This window comes from Candidatus Aramenus sp. CH1, from assembly GCA_022678445.1.
Classification (GTDB): domain Archaea; phylum Thermoproteota; class Thermoprotei_A; order Sulfolobales; family Sulfolobaceae; genus Aramenus.
The window spans coordinates 173,189-191,568 of record JALBWU010000002.1 but is presented as its reverse complement, the minus strand read 5'-3'; the positions used below and the strand labels follow the sequence as shown (position 1 = coordinate 191,568).

The window sequence follows — 18,380 nt, the reverse complement described above, 5'->3', positions numbered from 1 at the left end:
AAATAAAAAAACTTTTAACGCCTCCTTAACGCCACTACTGCCACAACGATAATGATTACTACGACTACTACGCCGATTATGGCGTCAATAGTAAGGGACGAAGTGGTAGGGGTGGTGCTGGGCGTGGGGGTGGACATTGTTGTGGTAGGGGTGGTGCTGGTAGTGGTAGTAACAGAGGGACTGTACTGCTGGTAGTACATCATGTTGTAGAAGTAGCCTACAAACGGGTTGTAGACAAAGCCTTTGACGTAAGGCTGTACGAATAAGTAGGCTATTGGGTTGGGCAGATACACGTATGGAACCTCTTGATGCAGTATGTTGTATACTTGAGCTACCTCGTCAACCTTCTGCGTCTCGTTAGTCAAGAAGGGCAAGGTCTTGTATATCTGCTGGAGAGTAGATATATTCACCCACGCTAAGTCTCCGGAAATGCCTCCATACAACACGTCAGTCTGAGGTATTAACTCCTGGAACACTGGGTCTGGCCAGTCTGGGAACCACCCTAGGTCTACTATGGCTGGGGTAGCGCTTGGGGTAATCCAGTTGTCCGTCACGGAGGGCAACACCAACTGGATGGAAGTGGCTATCCCTACCTGCTGTAGGGAGTGCTGAACGACGCTCAACTCCTCCTCCTCAAGCTCGTTTACGGGTGCCAGTGCATATATAGTTAAGGTTGGCAGCTGGGTACCGCTGGTGTCGCCTATGGCGGTGCCGTTAGGCAAAACCACGTAGAAGTGCCCCTCCTCTCCAGCCTCCTGCAGGTAATGCAGAGCCATCGTGTAGTTGTAGGTAAACGGCGTTAAGTGGTCCATCTTCATGGTCTGGTTGTAAATTGGGAAGACCGGAGATATAGGTCCTAGGTACTCAATTGCTAGCGTCTGTCCGTGGTAGTTGAAGATCTGGAGTAGCTGGCTGTAGTTTATCGCGTAAGCGATGGCCTCCCTGAAGGCAGTTATGTTGGTGGGAAACACCTGCATGTTTAGCGACAAGTAGAATACTGCTGGCTGATATCCTAAGTTGAGGAATACCTGGTTGAAGCTCACCTCTGACCTGTACTGGTAGCCGTTGTATATTTGGTCTAAGTAAGGTATGGAGACGTAGGAGATCTGAGCCTTGTTCGTGTCGAAGTCCTCTACTCTGGCTGTGTGGGAGAGGCCGTACTCAATCTCTATGTACTGTATGTGGGCTGGCTCAGCCACAGATGGGATCCCAGTGACGTTTTGGGCCCAGTAGTTGGGGTTCTTCTCTAGTACTACTTCGGATAGGCTTGGTCCCACACTCTTTATGACGTATGGTCCGGTACCGTTCATTCCGTTGGTGTCTATGTAGGAGTTAGGAGTGTTAGGCTGGACTCCTCCGTGCTCGTCAACGAAAACCGGGTTCACTATGGCTCCCCACCAGCTAGCTATGTCCAGCAAGAAGTCAGAGTAGGGCTCGAGCGTGTTGATCTCTACCTCGTAAGGCCCTTTGACAACGACTGCTTGGTATGGGTACTCCATTATCTTCATTATTGTCTCGTTATTAACGTTGAAGTGGGAGAGTATGGAAGCTAGGACTTCCGCTGCTAACGTAGCGTTGGTAGTAGTTGGGAGCCCAGTGACGTTTTGTATCGCGGCAGCAACTCCCCAAGGTAGAGCGTAACCCGTCTGGCTGTACTCAGAGGCGCTAAAGAGGAGCTCTATGTAGTTCGCCACTCCTGGACCTTGACCCATTAGTATTGTCCTGTAGAAGGAGAACCACACTGTGGTGGCGTTGACTTGAACGCCGTCTGGGAAATAGACGCCGTGCCTTATGTAGAAGGTCCAGTTCTCGTAGTTGCTAGTTGTCCAGTTTTGGGCTATCACTGGGACCACCTGCAGGTAGTTCGAGCCGTTGTACTCTACAAGTTCCTGGAAAACCGCAGTGAATAGGGGTCCATCCTGTACGTAAAAGCCAGTAGCCGGATCTAGTGCGTCTGGCGGGCTAACCTGGGAAACGTCTACAAGCGTGGAAGGGTTACTTGGGGTTACTGTAGTCCCAGCTGACGAGTTGACAGTTATCAAGAACATAGGACTTACTACAAATCCAGCTAGCATTAAAAGGAGGACTAATACACCTCTGAACCTTCCTGCCATTCTTATCCGTCAATACATTCTTGAACCCACTAAAAAATTTTATGATAGGAGCACTTCAGTACTACAAATCTATTTAATCTGTATTTGTGCACAACTGAATTAATACTAGGCAAAAGGCTTATACTGACCCCTCCCCGCCCTGCGAGGGTTCCGCTAAGGTCTAAGGCGTTACTCCCCTTTATGGGAGTTACTCCGTGATGTGACGAGAAAGGAAAAAGGCTTCTTCAACGCATTAACAATCTTCTTCACGCCAAGTTTCATAATGTTTAACGCTCCGTTGAGATGCATCCCGAAAGGGATTGAAAGATTTAAATGCGACTGGGGTCATTCTGTTTACGCGTGCATGATGCATCCCGAAAGGGATTGAAAGTCAATGACCTTGTAAAACGGGTAGAGGAGCTCTATGTCTTCGAACGCCTCTCCGACTAAGAACAGGACTTTCTTCATGGGATAATATCGACTCAGGAGGAAAACCTTCTAACTCGTAGACCACTAGTAACCGTTCAAATCTCGCACGAAGTCATGTTTTCAGTGGTGTGAAGGAAAAAGCGTGCGGGGAAAAACAAGGGTAGGAAAAAATTACGAGTTGAGCTCCTGCAGTACCTTGTGGGAAGGTCTGCCCTCTAATATCGTCTTACCGTATTCCACGGTGCTCCTATAGGCGTTGCTAGTAGTGAACTTCCTGAAGGAGTCTAGGTCTTTCCACACGGTATATATCAAGTACTCTGACGGGTCGTCCACTGCCTTGTACAGCTTTGCGTCCAGTAGCCCAGATTCGCTGCCCTTTAGTAGCTTAAGTACTTCCGAGAACTTCTCCTCGAACTCCTTCTCGTGCCCCTTTCTGACCTTGTAGTAAAAACCGACGTTGATCATTTCCTTTCACTTTCTATATACAACGTAGTGGTATAAAGATATTGCCTCGCCCAGCATGACGAATATTAGGCCTAAGTCTATTCCGAACATGTTGGACGCGTAGCCAGTGGCAGGGATGGTCCATAGCTGAGCCGCCAGCACCACTGACACTATAAACAACAAACTGATGAGGATTTCAGCGAGCCTCTTCTTTACCTCCAAGTTCCTCGGACTCTCCGAGACGACGGGCTGCGGCTCCGGTTGCTGGCTCTGTTTCTCCACTCTTATCACCGCAGGGGTTAAGCTCCTTGCAGCTAGCAGGAACAACACCGTGAACAACGCGAAGACCGTTGCCGTCAACGCAGAGGGGCTTACGACGAGCGTCACTAAGGATCCGGAGAACAGCAAGGAAGCTACTAGGAAACCCAGCGTACCGTAAGGCGATGCCACAGCCTTCCTAGAGGTCGGTATGAGGAACACTCCGGCCAACGTTATTGCTGCGGGCGGTAAGTACACTATTACCTGCTGATATACTGGTATCTCGATGCCAGGGGTGAGATCTCCCCAGACCGTTGTCTGTATCAAGTAGGTTATCATTAAGATCCCAAAGGCAGTGAACAGCCTCCTCTTCTTGAGGTCCAAGTAAGGCGACTTGTCTATGAATGGCACTAACAATAGGTAAACTAGGGGTATTATGACGCCTATTAGCAGGAATATGACCACGTCGCTGGTGAAGTCGGCAATCTTGTAGAGGAATAGGAAGAACCACGGCGGGTAAGTGGTTATGTGGGCCGCAGCTGGGCTGTTGGGCGGTGGAGCTGGCTTCGGGTTGAGGAAGGGGTTAAGCTCTTGTGGTAGTCCGTTCAAGTATGCCAAGGCGTTTGGTATGAGCAGTATGAAGCCCCAGGTCATGAAAACAAGGGACGTCATGTACACGAAGTTCCTCGGCCACCAAGGGTTGAACTTCTGCCACTCCTCCTTAGTGTAGACCGCTGGAGCCTTGTTCTTTTCCTTCTTTGAGGGCATCATACCGTAGTGCTCTGCCATGAAGAAGTGGAGCATGAAGAGCACCCCTATCAGCGCTGCTAGGATTATGTGCCATGCGAGCACCCTACCGTAGTCTCCAGCGTCGTAGTTGCCGAAGAGTATCGGTATGAGGAAGGACAAACTTGGTATGCTGGTTATTATCCCCTCTCCCACGTCCACTGCGCTAGTCGCCAGAGCGTCACCTATCAAGCTGTACCCGAGGAACGCAGTCCCAAGCGTCAACACCAACATGAGGACTCCAAGGATCCAGAGCAGTTCCCTGGGCTTCTTGTACGCTCCGTCGAAGTAGTTCCTGAACATGTGGACGTACGCGAGGATTATCATGGCGTAGGCGCCGTACAGGTGGCTGTACAATACCACGGAGCCGTAAGGGACCTTCTGTATGAGGGTCTCAGTAGAACTGTATCCAGCCTCGGGGTTATAATATAGGAGGAGGATCAACCCGGATATCACAGTGTAGATGAACGAGGCTGCCACTAAAGCCCCTAGCCAGTACTCTACTTTGTACATGTAGTCCGGCGTTCTGAAGAACGGTAGGTCATCTAGACCTAACCTCTCCTTAAACCATTCTGATACTCCCATAAGATCACCTCTTCAAGGACAGATAAAAGGGTAAAACGTTAGACTCATGAGGAGAACGGGTTCTCAGTCTCCGAGACTGTACTCTTGTCCCCTACTGGCCTCCCGTAGCTATTGCTCAAGTCGTCCGTTGGATCCTTAGAGGGGACGCCGTTTGCTCCATTGGGGTAGGTGGCGACGCCTATTGCGCCTATTGCGTATAAGTAGTCACTTGTGGAGTCCCACTCTAACAGCACGGAGGGAAGGGGTCTAACCGTAGGTCCCGTTAATACTGCTGCCCCCTTGTATGGGTCGTAAGTCGAGCCGTGACAGTCGCAGTGAATTAGGGCGGCGACGTGGTTCTGCTTTGCCGCCAGCAACGCTTCAGCACTCAGCTGGTCGGGCTCAGAGGCTGTAAGTTGGGCTGGGCTGACGTACTGTGGAGGGTAGAAGTGGATATACGGCGGAGTACACCCCAAGTGCTGACAGATGGCAGAGTAGGCCACTATGGACTTGTTGGGCCCTACTCCCCCAGGGAACTGGTACGTCTTGCCCGTCTGAGGTATGGTAACTGTCGTCGGGGGTATCTCCACGGGGTTCCCTTTAGAGTCCCCCAGATTAAGCAGGAAGTTGGGCTCGCCTGTCATTGGGTACTCAAACAGGACGATCACGGGGCTGTTGACCGGTAAGGAAGATGCCTTTATGGGGTTCCCAGAGGAGTCCACCAAGAGCGACTTCGGGAACCCGGAAGTGGCGGTAATTGTTGGCGGTACTAGGACCCTGACCCCTGGGATTATCCCTACCACAGCAGCGGCTGCGATCCCAAATACCAGCGACTTGAGGAACTTCCTCCTCTTCTCGTCCACGCTGCCCACGTTCTTGTTAACGTAGTTGAACAAGTAGTCGTCTCCCCTCTTTGCGAACTCCTTAACGTCGAACTTGGTCCTTGGATCCCTTATCTTGCTGGCCAGCTTCCTAAAGAACGTCAAGTTGGAGTAGTCTAGTACTTCCCTTTCGTCTTTTCCTATCTTGAACTTTATCAACTCGCACCACTAAACAGAAAAATCTCATTGGCTTGATTTATCCTTTACCCGTTGGACTAATTTTCCCCTGGCTAAGTACCATAAAGGCTCGCCATCGTCGGCGTAGGTCATAAGGCTAAAGCCCACAACAGGGGATAACATGTACACAAGGAGTAAGTAGCCTTCAATGCCCAAGAAGACGGTGCTGAAGAGCATTAGGTAGCCTATGCCTGCAGAGTAGTTACCCTTGATCAACGCCATAAACACAAGGGCAAACGACATGCCCATGGCAAACACAAGGTAGACTATTTGGAAGGGGTTGTAGAGGTCTATACCGAGGACTGAGGGGAGGATCATGTTCATTAGCATCTCCATGTATCTGTTTTCTGCGACTTGTTTCTCCAGGAAAAGAAAAGGGACTAGGATCAGGAGGAAGACGCCTAATCCCGCGTAAGTCCTGACAGACTTTATCTTCCTCCAAATTACGACGTACAGGAGAAACCCCGCTAGGGACGCGAGGTAGAGGGCAAGGTAGTTGGCGAAGAGTGCCTGGTGGTAGACGTTCAACGAGATGGACGCAACAACCCCCGCGACAACCAGCAGAGCAGAGGGGACTAAGAGGAGGGAACGGATAGACGACTTGAGGAGGCTCTCTAAGACTAGCGCTATCCCTATTACCCCTATGAATACCTCGAAGTAATACCAAAGCGGGGACAAGTTGTACCCAGGCACGACGGAGGCCAAGAACGAGGCCACCAGGGAGAAGCCTACAAGGTACATTACCCTGTACTTGTTACCAAGGATGAACGAAACGAAAGTCATTGAGAGAAAGTAGAGGTAGAAGAACACGTTTCCTATCTCCTCAAGCTGGGACTCATACGGCACGTTAAGTGGAAGAACTGAGGGGTACATGAACGCCTCCTTAAAGGCAAACTGGAAAAAAGACGAGATACCTAGGATAGCCAAAAAAACGTTGAAATTACCTTTGATCTCCTTGAACAAACTCATCTTCTGTACACCACGTATAGAGCGATCAAGGCCACTATGGCTATCACTACCCCTACCAGAGTAACGTCAACGGTGGTCGAGGGTATGGAGGAGGACACGGAGGGCGCTGTAGTGGAGCTGGTGGTTGAAGTGGAGGTCATGGTAGTGGGAGGGGTAGTTACCAGCTGTAAAGTCAGGAAGCTCGGCGTGATGGACTTGTCGAAGAGCGTCTCGCCTAAGGGTCCTTGCCATACAGCAAACGCAACGTAGTACGTCTTCCCTACGGTTATGTTAGGCATGTAGGGCTCGTAAGCTGGTGGTACCGCCAAAGGTCTCGCGAACTCTACGACCCAGTTTCCGTCCACGTACTTTGCCCCAGTCCATATGAAGAACAAGGAGCCGTTTAGCCCACTTGAAGCTACGGGTGTGTACCAGATGCCTGCCGTGTCCACCTCGTACATGTTAGTGTTATTGGTGTAAAGCGGGACCGCGAAACCGTGGTCGCCAGGATCAACGTAAGGGAGACCAGTCAGCGACTCGCTCTCCCACAAGTTGGCCTTAAATGCGGGGTCGTAGGTAGCGTTGTTCCACGTGGCTCCAGATACCCACATCCATATGTTTGCCGAACCTCCCTGTTGTGCCAAGGAACCGCCGGCGACCTTAAAGGTAACCCCGTCAAACTGCTGTCCAGGGTACTTAGCGCCTATGTTCATCCCGTCCTTAGTGGGGGTGCCGCTTCCTAGGTACCACATAATGGCAGCCCTGTCTGGGTAGTACCAGGTCGAGTTTGTGTAATAGCCGTAGAACATCCCGTCGCTGTACAAGAGATCCTCCATGGGCCTCAGGGAGTGGTAAAGCAGGATGGTGCCATTTGGCATTACGTATATTTGCGTGCCGTTTGGAGCGGGTAAGGTTATCCCAGAGTAGTTGAGCACTATCCTCCCTGTGAGCTGTTTGCCGTTCACTATTGAGACGTAATTGGTGTAATTGCTCTCTACTGTGTAGGTCGTGCCCGGAGTCAGCTCGATTATCCTAAACAGTCCTGGACCAGAGGCATTTGGATATAGAGCACTCGCTGCGGCAGACCACGCGTTGTACGCTGGGTTAGACGAGGGCCACTCCTCTAAGACGAATATCCACGAGCCGTTCCACGCAGCCTTTACCAATAAGTAGTGGGTCAGCCCAGAGGTCGGGGCGTTAGGGATGTTGGCAGTCAGGGAGATGTTGATCCAAGGTATGTTGTTCCAGTAGCTAGCGCTACCGGGGTTTGAGAGGTCAGCTGACCCAACTACCTTGTACACCGGGATCTGTGGAGAGGTCTGGGCTAACGTAACGTTTTCAAACGCCATTACTACGGAGAAAGACATTAAGGCTACCACTATTATTCCTATTGTTGCCTTTGAGCTCAGACTCAGGCTCATTATTCTCACATTACATTTCTACGTCGACTGAGTATTAAGCGTGAGACGTTGGACTGATGGACTTCATCACGACATTAGTTTAAGAAAGTTAATATGTTATCTTTAATTTTGTTAATTTAGAAATTAAATTAACTTTTATGACCTTCGAAGAATTTTTCGACCTCCTCAAAGAGCCTCACCTTCTCTGGAGAGGTCCTCTTCCCTTCCCTTAGTATGGCGTAAAACATAAGGAGTACCAAAGTAGTGATGACTCCTATCAGCAGGGCCTCCTTTGGCATCCCAACAAATACCACCAGCAGACCCACCAATGAAACCGTTGGCAGATAAGGATATCCAGGGGTCTTGAAGCTCCCAACCACCCCCTGTCTCCTAAACTTGAAGATTGCAAGCGTAGTCATCAAGTAAGTAAAGAGGAGGCCGAAGTTGCTTATTGAAGCTATGACGTACACGTTCCCGGCAAACAAGGTCACTATTGAGATCGCCAACGTGAGCAAAACCCCGTTAACTGGGACGTCCCTCTTCTTGTCGTAGTTGGAGAAGAACTTTGGCAGTAGCCCGTCTGCGCTAACTTGGTAGATGACGTTTGCCGAGGTCAAGATGGTGGCTAAGGTGGCGGAGGTTGTGGCCATAAGCGCCCCAACGTCTACCACCAAGTAGACGTAGTCCGGCGCGTGGACGTAGTTTAGGGCAAAGGAAAGGGGATCTGCCGCTATCTTAAAGGAGGACGCAGGGGCTAGGGACATTAGGGAGACCGTGACCAGGACGTAGAGGACGAAGCTTATTAGCACGGAGTACACTATGGCCTTAGCTGCCCCGTTTCCCCCTCCCTTGACGTCCGGGGCAATAGTCGAGACGCTCTGGAAGCCTGAGTAGGCAAATATTATCCCCTGCATGGACTCAAAGAAGCCGTAACCTACGTTGGGAGGTGTCGTAAAGTGGGAGGGGTTGAACTCGCTCACTATCAAGGCAAACACCACGAAGTACACCAGTACCGCCACCTTTATCGCGACTAGGTAAAAGTCCGTCTCTGCCGCCTTCTGCACGCCCAGGAGGTTGACCACGTGGAGGACGACTATGAGGGCTATGGCGTAGACCAAGGGGGAGCCGAAGCCGAGCAACGCACTCAAGTAGGAGCCGAAGCCCAAGGCTATTGCCGGTACGCTGGTTGCGTAGCTGACGTACATCAAGACCCCAGTGACAAAGCCCAAGTTGCTCCCAAAGGCCTCATACGCAAAGGAGTACGAAGAGCCCCTCAGTTGTGGGTACACGCTCGTGAGCTCCCCTAACTCGAAGGCTAGGATAAGGGAGATGAAGCCAACGAAGGCAAAGGCCACCAAGGAAAGGGCCCCGGCGAGGGAGATCACTGTCCCGCTCAACACGAATATCCCCGAGCCTATTATTGCCCCTAGGCTCACGGCAGTGGCGTAGGCTACGCTTATCTTCCTCTCCTCTTCAGCCATACGTACACATGGGTTCAAGAGAAAATTAACGTTTTCTTATAAACTCTCGTGATAAATTTGTAGACATGAAGGTCTGCACCACAGTGGACGAGAACTTGAGGCTACAAGAGTTCCCTAAAGCCAAGTTCATAGTACTCTTCTACGATCAAAGGAAGGAGATCTTAGAGAAAACGGAGAACAAGTACCACGAGAGGCCTAAGGTGGCAAGGCAATGCATCTCAATGAAACCTGAGGTTGTTGTCGCCCCCCACGGGTCTGCTTGCTATCCCTCCTACGCCATGTTCAAGAGAGCGGGGCTAAGAGTGTTTGTAGAGGAAGTGGGGAAGCCCTTGTGGGAGGCAACGTTGAGCAGGGAGATAACTTGGGGCGAAGTCGGGTACTCTAGCGTTAGGGCGATAATGCAGAGGTTAAGGCTAGTGAAATAGGCTTTAACCCAGTTAAACTATCTCTCCTAAGGCCTTTCTACCTCGCCTATTTTACGCTATGGAACAATAATTTTTTATGCAGATCGTGAAAAGCGTTTGTCCATTCTGCGGAGTGGGCTGCGGAGTTGAGCTCTACGTAAACTCGAGAGTGCTGAGACTTTCCCCTGCTAGGGAACACCCAGTGAGCAGGGGACACTTGTGCGGTAAGGGAACTCTCTCCTATGAAGCCACGTACTCCTGGGACAGGCTCACCTACCCCCTCAAGAGGGTAAAGGACACATTCGTGAGGACAAGCTGGGAGGAGGCAATTAGGGAAATAGCTGAAAAGCTGAAGGAAATAACGAAGACTTACGGGCCGGAAGCCGTAGCGTTCTACGGCGGTTGCCAAAACACCTTGGAGGAAACATACTTAATGCAGAAGGTAGCCAGGGCATTAGGTACAAACAACGTGGACTCCTGCGCCAGGGTTTGTCACGAGCCCTCGGCGATAGCCTTAAAGGAGATGCTGGGCATTGGGGCTTCCTCGATATCGGTTGAGATGATTCCCCTCATGAAGACGTTAGTGATTGTAGGAGAGTCCGTGACGGAGAGCCACCCAGTCCTCTCGCAGTACTTGACCGAAGCCAAGCAGAGGGGGATAAAGATAGTCGTTGTTGACCCAAGGGCGACAGGAACGGCTAAGTTTGCAGATCTACACCTACGTGTGAGGCCGGGGACTGACGTGACGCTATTCAACGCAGTGGCCAACTACTTGATAGAGAATTCGCTCTACGACAAGGAATTCGTTGAAAGGAGGACTGAGGGCTTCACTGAGTACGCTAAAGGCGTGTCCAAGTACACGCTCGACTACGCTGAGGAGGTAACCGGCGTAGAGAGGGAAAAGATAGAGGAGTTCGCCAAACTCATCAGCGTGAAGGGAGTCATATTCTCTTGGGGCCTTGGGCTTACCCAGTCATCCGGTGTTGATGGAGTTAGAGCATTAATAGACCTAGCCCTCTTAACTGGGAACTTCGGGAAGTACGGTGGAGTGATAGTTTACAGGGGACAGACAAACGTCCAAGGATCTGGAGACCTCGTGAAGCCTAACGTTTTCCCAATAGGCCCAATGGACGAGGAGAATGCCGAGAAGCTGGCAAAGGTGTGGGGCTTTAAGCCCCCAACGAAGCCGGGGCTCACCGTATCCGAGGCCCTCCTGAGGGACAACGGGATAAGGGCAATGGTCTTCATGGGCTTTAACCCCCTCGCCAGCATGCCCAACAGGAGGAAGGTCGAGGAGAGGCTCAGGAAGCTTGACCTCCTAGTAGTAATGGACGCATTTATGACCGATACGGCCTCTCTAGCCCACTACGTTCTGCCCTCAGCAGTGTGGACCGAGAAGGAGGGGTCAGTTACCAGCCTGGACAGACTGGTTAAGTGGAGGTTTAAGGCAGTAGACCCGCCGGGAGAGGTAAAGCCAGACTACGAAATCCTCGGGATGTTGGCCAGGGAGCTGGGATTTAACTTCGTTACCGACCCCAAGCTCCTCTTTGAGGAGATGAAGAAGGTATCCCCAATCTACTCCAACCTAACCCTTGACTCTGTTATGGACTACTCCGCTAACTCTCGCTACCCCAACGGGGAGCTCTACCTCTACGAGGAGAAGTTTTACACCCCCTCGGGAAAGGGGAAGTTCGAGTTTAGGGAACAAAGGGAGGTTAAGAAGGGATACGTGTTGCTCACGGTGAGGAACGTGACTAGGTACAACACAGACGTAGTGACCGGCAGGATCCCCGGGTTTGGAACATACGAGAGCCCCCTGCTTATCAACCCCTCAGATGCGAAAGGACTGGAGCTAAGGGATGGGGACGAGGTGGTGTTGTCCTCTGAGTGCGGAAGCATAAGGGCTAAAGTCAGGGTGTCTCCAGAGGTGCTGAACTCCACGGTGGTAATGTATATGCACGATAAAAGGGTCAACTATTTAGTGTGCGATGAGTTAGATGAGTCGAAGGCACCGAGGTATAAGTACACTTTCGTGGAGATAAAAAAAGATGGTTGCACCTAATAACTAAGATAGTGTCCTCTTTTTCCTAGGAAAAAAGGAAAAAGGTTTTTACCTTGTCTCCGCCTCTTGTCTCTTCAAGACTACTTGCCTACCCTTCCTGAGGCTTAGGAGAGGGGTGTCGTTAAACATCTTGACAACTTGTTCTAGGGACAAGCCCTTGGTCTCCGGCAATAGTAAGTAGACAATCACTAGAGCTATGGCGTCAAGCGCCGTAAACACGAACATTGAACCAGCTAGTCCAATGCTTGACAACATGACTGGGAATACCTCTATAATTGCGAAGTTGGCTAGCCAATCGATTAACGCTATGATCGCCGCCATCCTACCCCTTACTTCAGTCTTGAAGAACTCGGCCTGTATCAGCCAACCAGTACCTCCAACTCCATACGCGAAGAATATTATGAAACCTGCGAAGGCTATTAACGCGCCTATAAGTATTCCCTTCATCACTAGTATTCCTCCTAGCAGGTCGAAGAGGAACATCCCCGCGAATGCAGAGAGTCCTAGGTTCCTCCTGCCTATCCTATCAATGTAGCTAAAGGCTATGTAAGTCGCTATTACGTTAATCACGGCAAGGATAGACGCCGCCAACACCGAGTCTATCTCGCTATACACTGGGCTAGAGGAACTACCGAACAAGTGGAGGTTTAGGATAATAGTTGGACCGTAGTAGAAAGGCACGTTTATCCCTGTGATCTGCTGGAAGACTATCCAGAGCCCTACCACGAGTAACGCCCTCTTTGTGGGAGTGTCCAACTTCGTAGATACCTCAGCTCTAGCCTCTTGGAATGCCCTTTGTAAGAGTGAGTCGTCCACCGTGACGCCAAACCTGCTCAGATCCTTCTTGAGCCTCCCCGTCTGACCAGAGACTAGTAGCCACCTTGGGGACTCGGGCATCATGAACCTGAAGACCAAGCCTATTATTGACGGGACTGCAGCGAGGCCTAGCATGAGCCTCCAGTCCACGGTGAAAGCCAACGATGGGACAATAAGTAGGATTGCAGATCCCACCATGTACGAGCCGAGGATGCCTATAGTGATCATCCACTGCTGCATTATAGCTAAGGCTCCTCTCCTGTTCTTTGGTGCGTACTCTGTGATGTAGGCAGTGGCAACTGCCGAGTCTGCTCCGATCGCGATACCTATTACGGTCCTCATTACTAAGAGCATAACGCCGTTAATGGATAGGGCAGCCAAGATAGCTGCTGCCGTGTATATCCCCGCGTCAGCTATCAGAAGCGACTTCCTGCCGTACTTGTCTGTGTAGAAATAAGCTATAATGGCACCTATTGCCGCTCCTAGTGAGGTGCTGGCTATCTCGTAGCCGTAGGCAAAGCCCGTCAGATGGTAAGGGGCGAACACTGAGGCTACCGCGATTACCGCGGTGTCGTAGCCGAACAGGAACCCACCTATTGCCGCCAGGACAGTAATTATCCAGTAGAACCTTGTTACCTTCCTAGTGTCTATTTGGTCTAGGATGGTTTGAAGGGCGGACTGCGACACTTTTAAGCACCATGTTAAAATTGTCAGGTAAAAGATTTAAATCTTCAAAATGTGTTTTAGCATGTAAAGGTGGAGATAAGTAATCTAATATGATATATAATATTATGAGCGTAAAGTGATGAGTAAATACTCATTTAAAATCTTTGAGATAGATATTCATCAAGTATATCTTAGAAAACTTGAAGATTTACTGCGACTGCCCACAACCACGCGAGCTCAACTTTTTTGAGATTATGCCGTGAAAGAGACTAGAAGAAAGAGGGCTTTATTGTGCCTTTCTTTTCACTTCCCTATAAGGAGTGGTAAAATGAATATGGCAAACATCAAGTTGAAGAACACTATTGCCGTAATGACAGTGTAGAGCTTGTTCCTCTCAGACGCAAACTGAGCTATCCCTAAGGCCACTCTGATTACTGGGGTTGCTATCAAGATCATTAGGCCTAGGAAAATTACGTCCAGGGGCTGGAGGTCTTCTACCCCCTTGATAACTTGGGTTGGTGGAAACTCGGACGTGTTGACTACGGACTCAGGAGACGATATCTGGGAGAGCGTGTAACTGTTGGAGTGGCCCATGACAAAGAGCAACACCGAACCCAATATAATGAACGCGCTACTAATTATCACTCCTATCCTTAAGGCGTTACCAATTAAGTCGTTAAAATCCATAGCCTAACCCCCTGAGAATCATCTGGATTCCCAAGAAGACCAATATGAGAGTGAACACGTACCTAATGGTTTTGTTCCTCACCCTCACCAAGATCTTGGTGCCAATAAAGGCCCCTATTAACACCCCTATTGCAGTGCCCGCAGCCAGGAACGGCTGGATGTACCCGAAGATCCAGTATATGGAACTTCCCGTAGCCGCAGTAACACCTATCATGAAGTTACTGGTGGTGGTGCTTACCTTCATTGGCAGGTTCATCGCCCAGTCCATGCCTAAGACCTTTAATGCCCCAGACCCTATACCAAGGAGGCCCGAGATGTATCCAGCAAAGAACATGATTATCTCCCCGAGCCACCACCTCACCCCAAAATACTCGACCTCTTGACCAAGGACTATGTCGTAGTACTTGCCGTAGAGCTGGAAGACCCTTGTCGTCCAATCCGGCTTGAATCCTCTGGGTAGCTCGAACTTGGACCTTTGGAGCTGCACGTAGACTTGGGACAGGAGGACTGCTCCAAAAACTATGTAGATGATATACTCAAGGTGGTGTGAGTAAATGAAGGCTACTGTAAGCGCGCCAACAATTGACCCTGTAGTAGTCGCTATCTCTAGCCCCATGCCTATCCTGACGTTGGTTATCCTGTCCTTTATGTAGGCGCTTGCGGCTCCGCTAGATGTGGCTATAGTGGAGATCAGGCTCGCGCCCGAGGCGTACACTATGGGGATCCCCAAGTAGAGTGAGTAGATGGGTACAAGGAAAGTGGCGCCCCCCAAACCCGTTAAGGCACCTAGAACCCCACTTAACGCACTTATTAGTATTATTAGTATAAAAAACTCTATTGATAGTAGCATGGGTGAGTAATATGTACTATGATTTTTAAAACTATTTACGTAGTCCACAGCTCTCTTGCAAACACGTACTACAACAGTCAGGGCCTCTTGGCTGTCCTGGTTAACCTAACACGGGTTTTGTAGTACACACAGTCCTCATGCGATACTAGGGAGTGCTAAGCCCTTAACTGTTGTAATGCTAGTGGAACCTAGGGTTTGATTCAATAGCACCCATCACTTAATACCTAAAGTAGTACCGACAAAGCCATGAGCAACCCTTACGTGACCTCTATGTAGAGGGGGATTCGCTACTTGAACTCCACAAATTATGAGCGTAGACGAAGAAGGTTTAAAAAGCTAAGGGAGAGCTTTACTTAATGAAGGAAAAGCTCTGGAATAAGCTGTTTATACCCGTTGTCGAGACCTTTGCCGCTCCCTACTCCGTGATAAGGAAGATCTACCCTCAGCTAATCATACTCTCCGTAGTCGTCTACTCCATTGCCTTAATTTTCGTCTACTACCAAGGCCTCGACTGGGTATCAGCAATCTACGCCGCAATTAACGTCATAACCACTGTTGGCCTTTACGCACCAAACATAAACGAAATGCCCTCACAGGAGAAGCTCCTCCTCACCATAACCATTATCTTCAGCGTAGGGCTCTTCGCCAGCATGGCGCAAACTTTAATCTCGACATTGCTAAATAGAAACAATTGGATAGACGCTAGGGCCAGGTGGAGAGGAAAGCTGATGAAGGGACACGTAGTCGTCTTGGGAAACTCCAAGAGCGTGCTCTCTGCTGTTAAGAAGCTCGAAGAACTGGGAAAGGATTACATCGTAGTGACGGGAAATAAGGACATCTACAACCAAATAAAGAACGACAAGGTCATCCTCGGTGACCCTAAGGAAGACCAGAACATCCTCACCGCGGGGATAATGGGGGCGGAGTCCGCAATTATAGCCATGGACGATGACGCGGAGACCCTCCTCGTAACGCTAAAGGTGCAGAAGCTCAACCCGCCCCTCACCGTGGTGACCGTGGTAAACGACTCCTCAATGGTCGACGTCATGAAGACTGCTGGCGCTGACATCATCATCCCGTTTGAGGAGGTGGTTGGGAGGATGATGGCCTCGGCTTCAGTATCAAAGCAGTTGGCTGGGATGATCTTCTCCAGCAAGGACAGGGAGTTCGCCATTGCAGTGTTTAAGGCAAAGAGCAAGTTCAAGCTGAGGGACCTCCCAGACGGCGTTATACCAATAGCTATACTGAGGAACGAGAAGCTGGACCCCTACTTCGACAGGGACACCGAGGTAGATACTGGGGAGACGTTGTTCGTCCTAGGAGACCCCTCAAAGTTCAAGAAGCTCTCTGCCCTACTGGAGTGACCATGGGGCAGAGTGTGGTAGCCACCAGCGAGCAACCCACCGCGGCTAAGGAGGCAAAAAGTTTAGGTATCTAGCTTTTAAAGTCTCTCTGGTACTTTCAACCGTGAAAAAAGCAATAGAACCCTGGGGTGTTAACGTCCCTTACTTGGCGCTCGGGCTAGCGTACTGGGCACTAGGTGGCGCCACCATATCTTTGGGCCTGCATCCGTACTTCATGATGGTTGGGAGCTACGCGGTATTCTTCGGCATGATCTCCAGGCTCTTCTTTCCCGCGAGGAAGTACATCTTGGGCCACGTCATCACCCTGGCGTTGCTGTCAGTCCCCCTCTATCCTTTCCAAGCCCTCGCCTCTGCCTCCTTGGGGGTCACAGAGCTTTGGGGGTTTAAGGACACGAAGTCGTACGGCACCAAGTTTCCCGTCAACGTACTGGTGCTCTCTTCCCCGTTTGCGTCCTTTGTGGCGTGGTTGCTGTTCCCCACTAACTACGAGGTACTGCTCTTTCCCCTGACCTTGTACCTCCTCGGGGTCAACGTGGGGGTCTTCTCAGCAACTATGGGCTTTAAACCAAAGTTTGGGGCAAAGCAGGTCTCCCTCCTCCTACTCTCAGTCCTAGTGGTGAAGTACCCCGTTGTGCCGGTATTGGGCTACGTTGCGTGGCTCTTGTACGACAGTAGGCCAAGGGCGAACGCCACAGCAATGGCTACGCTTTCAGCCTCAATCTCCACCACTTCCGCCTCCCTTTTCCTAGGCCAAGGGTTGCACGCCTTCGTCCTGGGCGTCATGATGCCCTACTTCTTCAATTGTATAACTTACTCCACTTCAAGGTATAACTACCAAAAGGCGTTCCCGATCCCCCTCCTCTTGGCCACGTCCTACTTTACCAGGTTCTTGAACCTAGAGCTCTCCTCGGCGTTTACGGCGTTTGCAGTCCTCTACTTCGTCTACCTAGTGAAGGACAACTTCACTTGGAGGACAATAAAGCTAGGCATTTCAGCAAAATACTTAAGTTAATCTAGTTATAAAAACTAAATAAAAAAATAAGATAATAAAAATTAAACCAAGTTAATGTCAAGCTAGAAACCCAATTATTGATAACAGTAAAAAACTGGGAATAAAGAGAATATATCCATGTGCATAATAAGGACTGCTGAAGTAAGTAGACCAGTGCTCTTCCGAGATGTCCTGCTAGTTAACGAGAAAGACTTCGAGAAGTTAAGCGACGAGAACTACTTTAGGGTCTTAGCTACGGACAAGAAGTGGGAGGAAATAAGCAAGAGCTACTTCTACTACATTGTGGGAAAGCTGAGGGAGCTCGGGCTCCTCTTGGACAACGCCATATCGTTTAAGGCCGTATTGCCCTTCACTGTAGACGAGGGAGGGTTTCACGTAAGCGAGGGCCTGCTCTACTTGACTGAGGACAGGAGGCTCGTGTACTACAACCCCAAGTTCGACGTGTATAATTGTAGTAGTTGCCCAGTGGTTGAGACGTGTTTAAAGAGTATTAAGTCCCTTGCTAGGGAGGCGGGGATTAAGTTGAGGAACGAGTGTTTAGACAGGGCGTGGAACAGCGTCTTGGAAGAGGTCAGGAGGCTTGTTGTGTCGAGGATAACGTTCATGAGGGCGAGAATAGACCTAACCGCGGAGAGCAAGGTGATGGAGCTTGAATGGGCTAAGCAAGGCCTATAGGCTCTCCTTCTTTGGGCTAGTAGCATTAGCCGGGACTTTCGTGCTGGGCCTCTTGAGGGCGTTGGCAGACGACGGGAAGATAGACGCTCAAATGAGCACTCCACTCCTCGTCATGCATATAGCGTTAGCCCTAGTGACGGGGCTACTTTCCCTCTACTTATTCCACTTAAGCAAGAAGACAGGCCTCATATTCCCTGAAGCATTGGCCACAGCGAACCTATCTGCGGTGGCCTTAGCTGGGGCCTCTGGACTCCTCTTCCTGTTCTTTAGGGTTCAGTTTTTGACGTACCTAATGCTCTCCTCCTTTGAGGTGAGCTTCGGCCTCTCCTCTGTACTAGTCGGCTACTTGTACAGCTTCTTCAGAAACTGCTACAGATGAACTT

General features: G+C 50.2%; 16 protein-coding genes. 6 read left to right on the top strand and 10 right to left on the bottom strand.

Annotation, left to right across the window (positions count from 1 at the left end; genetic code table 11):
- Positions 1-14: 14 nt before the first annotated feature.
- From MPF33_02620 to MPF33_02590, 7 genes are all read right to left on the bottom strand, one after another.
- Entirely contained in the window at positions 15-2,114 is a 2,100-nt protein-coding gene (locus MPF33_02620; protein ID MCI2414140.1) for an ABC transporter substrate-binding protein, read from the bottom strand.
- A gap of 579 nt (positions 2,115-2,693) precedes the next feature.
- The gene (locus MPF33_02615; GenBank protein MCI2414139.1) at positions 2,694-2,987 is read right to left on the bottom strand and encodes an antibiotic biosynthesis monooxygenase; all 294 of its coding nucleotides are present in this window, start codon (positions 2,985-2,987) and stop codon (positions 2,694-2,696) included.
- A gap of 6 nt (positions 2,988-2,993) precedes the next feature.
- On the bottom strand, positions 2,994-4,595 hold the full coding sequence (locus tag MPF33_02610) for a cytochrome bc complex cytochrome b subunit (GenBank protein ID MCI2414138.1): 1,602 nt from the start codon (positions 4,593-4,595) through the stop codon (positions 2,994-2,996).
- Between the two features lie 44 nt (positions 4,596-4,639).
- Entirely contained in the window at positions 4,640-5,614 is a 975-nt protein-coding gene (gene soxL2 / locus MPF33_02605) for a Rieske iron-sulfur protein SoxL2 (GenBank protein ID MCI2414137.1), read from the bottom strand.
- Between the two features lie 24 nt (positions 5,615-5,638).
- Positions 5,639-6,601, bottom strand: coding sequence for a cytochrome b558/566 subunit B (gene cbsB, locus MPF33_02600; protein ID MCI2414136.1), 963 nt, complete (start codon positions 6,599-6,601; stop codon positions 5,639-5,641).
- The gene (gene cbsA, locus MPF33_02595) at positions 6,598-8,001 is read right to left on the bottom strand and encodes a cytochrome b558/566 subunit A (protein ID MCI2414135.1); all 1,404 of its coding nucleotides are present in this window, start codon (positions 7,999-8,001) and stop codon (positions 6,598-6,600) included. The genes cbsB and cbsA overlap by 4 nt, the downstream gene beginning before the upstream one ends.
- A gap of 128 nt (positions 8,002-8,129) precedes the next feature.
- A complete protein-coding gene (locus MPF33_02590; protein MCI2414134.1) occupies positions 8,130-9,461 on the bottom strand; it encodes an amino acid permease in 1,332 nt (443 codons plus the stop codon).
- Positions 9,462-9,526: 65 nt separating this feature from the next.
- Between MPF33_02590 and MPF33_02585 the strand changes: the two genes are divergently transcribed.
- Positions 9,527-9,886: a hypothetical protein gene (locus MPF33_02585; protein MCI2414133.1), complete on the top strand. Its 360-nt coding sequence runs from the start codon at positions 9,527-9,529 to the stop codon at positions 9,884-9,886.
- A gap of 76 nt (positions 9,887-9,962) precedes the next feature.
- Positions 9,963-11,927, top strand: a complete 1,965-nt coding sequence (gene fdhF, locus MPF33_02580) for a formate dehydrogenase subunit alpha (protein MCI2414132.1) — start codon at positions 9,963-9,965, stop codon at positions 11,925-11,927.
- A 48-nt stretch (positions 11,928-11,975) separates the two neighbouring features.
- Here the strand turns inward: fdhF and MPF33_02575 are convergent, their stop codons facing one another.
- From MPF33_02575 to MPF33_02565, 3 genes are all read right to left on the bottom strand, one after another.
- Complete coding sequence (locus tag MPF33_02575; protein MCI2414131.1) at positions 11,976-13,430, bottom strand: sugar porter family MFS transporter; 1,455 nt, start codon at positions 13,428-13,430, stop codon at positions 11,976-11,978.
- Between the two features lie 282 nt (positions 13,431-13,712).
- The gene (locus MPF33_02570; protein ID MCI2414130.1) at positions 13,713-14,096 is read right to left on the bottom strand and encodes a DUF1634 domain-containing protein; all 384 of its coding nucleotides are present in this window, start codon (positions 14,094-14,096) and stop codon (positions 13,713-13,715) included.
- Positions 14,086-14,946 (bottom strand): sulfite exporter TauE/SafE family protein, encoded by an 861-nt coding sequence (locus MPF33_02565; protein ID MCI2414129.1) that lies wholly within the window; start codon positions 14,944-14,946, stop codon positions 14,086-14,088. Before MPF33_02565 ends, MPF33_02570 begins: the two co-directional genes overlap by 11 nt.
- A 356-nt stretch (positions 14,947-15,302) precedes the next feature.
- On the opposite strand from MPF33_02565, the gene MPF33_02560 reads away from it, so the two are divergent.
- The 4 genes from MPF33_02560 to MPF33_02545 all read left to right on the top strand — a co-directional run bounded on the left by MPF33_02560 (position 15,303) and on the right by MPF33_02545 (position 18,376).
- Complete coding sequence (locus MPF33_02560; GenBank protein ID MCI2414128.1) at positions 15,303-16,310, top strand: potassium channel family protein; 1,008 nt, start codon at positions 15,303-15,305, stop codon at positions 16,308-16,310.
- Positions 16,311-16,413: 103 nt separating this feature from the next.
- A complete protein-coding gene (locus MPF33_02555; GenBank protein ID MCI2414127.1) occupies positions 16,414-17,322 on the top strand; it encodes a hypothetical protein in 909 nt (302 codons plus the stop codon).
- Positions 17,323-17,439: 117 nt separating this feature from the next.
- On the top strand, positions 17,440-17,997 hold the full coding sequence (locus MPF33_02550) for a hypothetical protein (GenBank protein ID MCI2414126.1): 558 nt from the start codon (positions 17,440-17,442) through the stop codon (positions 17,995-17,997).
- Positions 17,972-18,376: a hypothetical protein gene (locus tag MPF33_02545; GenBank protein ID MCI2414125.1), complete on the top strand. Its 405-nt coding sequence runs from the start codon at positions 17,972-17,974 to the stop codon at positions 18,374-18,376. Before MPF33_02550 ends, MPF33_02545 begins: the two co-directional genes overlap by 26 nt.
- Positions 18,377-18,380 lie beyond the last annotated feature (4 nt).

Excerpts from the sequence above, each read along its gene's own strand:
- MPF33_02620 (MCI2414140.1), bottom strand. The coding sequence starts at position 2,114 with ATGGCAGGAAGGTTCAGAGGTGTATTAGTCCTCCTTTTAATGCTAGCT.
- MPF33_02615 (MCI2414139.1), bottom strand. The coding sequence starts at position 2,987 with ATGATCAACGTCGGTTTTTACTACAAGGTCAGAAAGGGGCACGAGAAG.
- MPF33_02610 (MCI2414138.1), bottom strand. The coding sequence starts at position 4,595 with ATGGGAGTATCAGAATGGTTTAAGGAGAGGTTAGGTCTAGATGACCTA.
- cbsB (MCI2414136.1), bottom strand. The coding sequence starts at position 6,601 with ATGAGTTTGTTCAAGGAGATCAAAGGTAATTTCAACGTTTTTTTGGCT.
- cbsA (MCI2414135.1), bottom strand. The coding sequence starts at position 8,001 with ATGAGCCTGAGTCTGAGCTCAAAGGCAACAATAGGAATAATAGTGGTA.
- MPF33_02590 (MCI2414134.1), bottom strand. The coding sequence starts at position 9,461 with ATGGCTGAAGAGGAGAGGAAGATAAGCGTAGCCTACGCCACTGCCGTG.
- MPF33_02585 (MCI2414133.1), top strand. The coding sequence starts at position 9,527 with ATGAAGGTCTGCACCACAGTGGACGAGAACTTGAGGCTACAAGAGTTC.
- fdhF (MCI2414132.1), top strand. The coding sequence starts at position 9,963 with ATGCAGATCGTGAAAAGCGTTTGTCCATTCTGCGGAGTGGGCTGCGGA.
- MPF33_02570 (MCI2414130.1), bottom strand. The coding sequence starts at position 14,096 with ATGGATTTTAACGACTTAATTGGTAACGCCTTAAGGATAGGAGTGATA.
- MPF33_02565 (MCI2414129.1), bottom strand. The coding sequence starts at position 14,946 with ATGCTACTATCAATAGAGTTTTTTATACTAATAATACTAATAAGTGCG.
- MPF33_02560 (MCI2414128.1), top strand. The coding sequence starts at position 15,303 with ATGAAGGAAAAGCTCTGGAATAAGCTGTTTATACCCGTTGTCGAGACC.
- MPF33_02550 (MCI2414126.1), top strand. The coding sequence starts at position 17,440 with ATGTGCATAATAAGGACTGCTGAAGTAAGTAGACCAGTGCTCTTCCGA.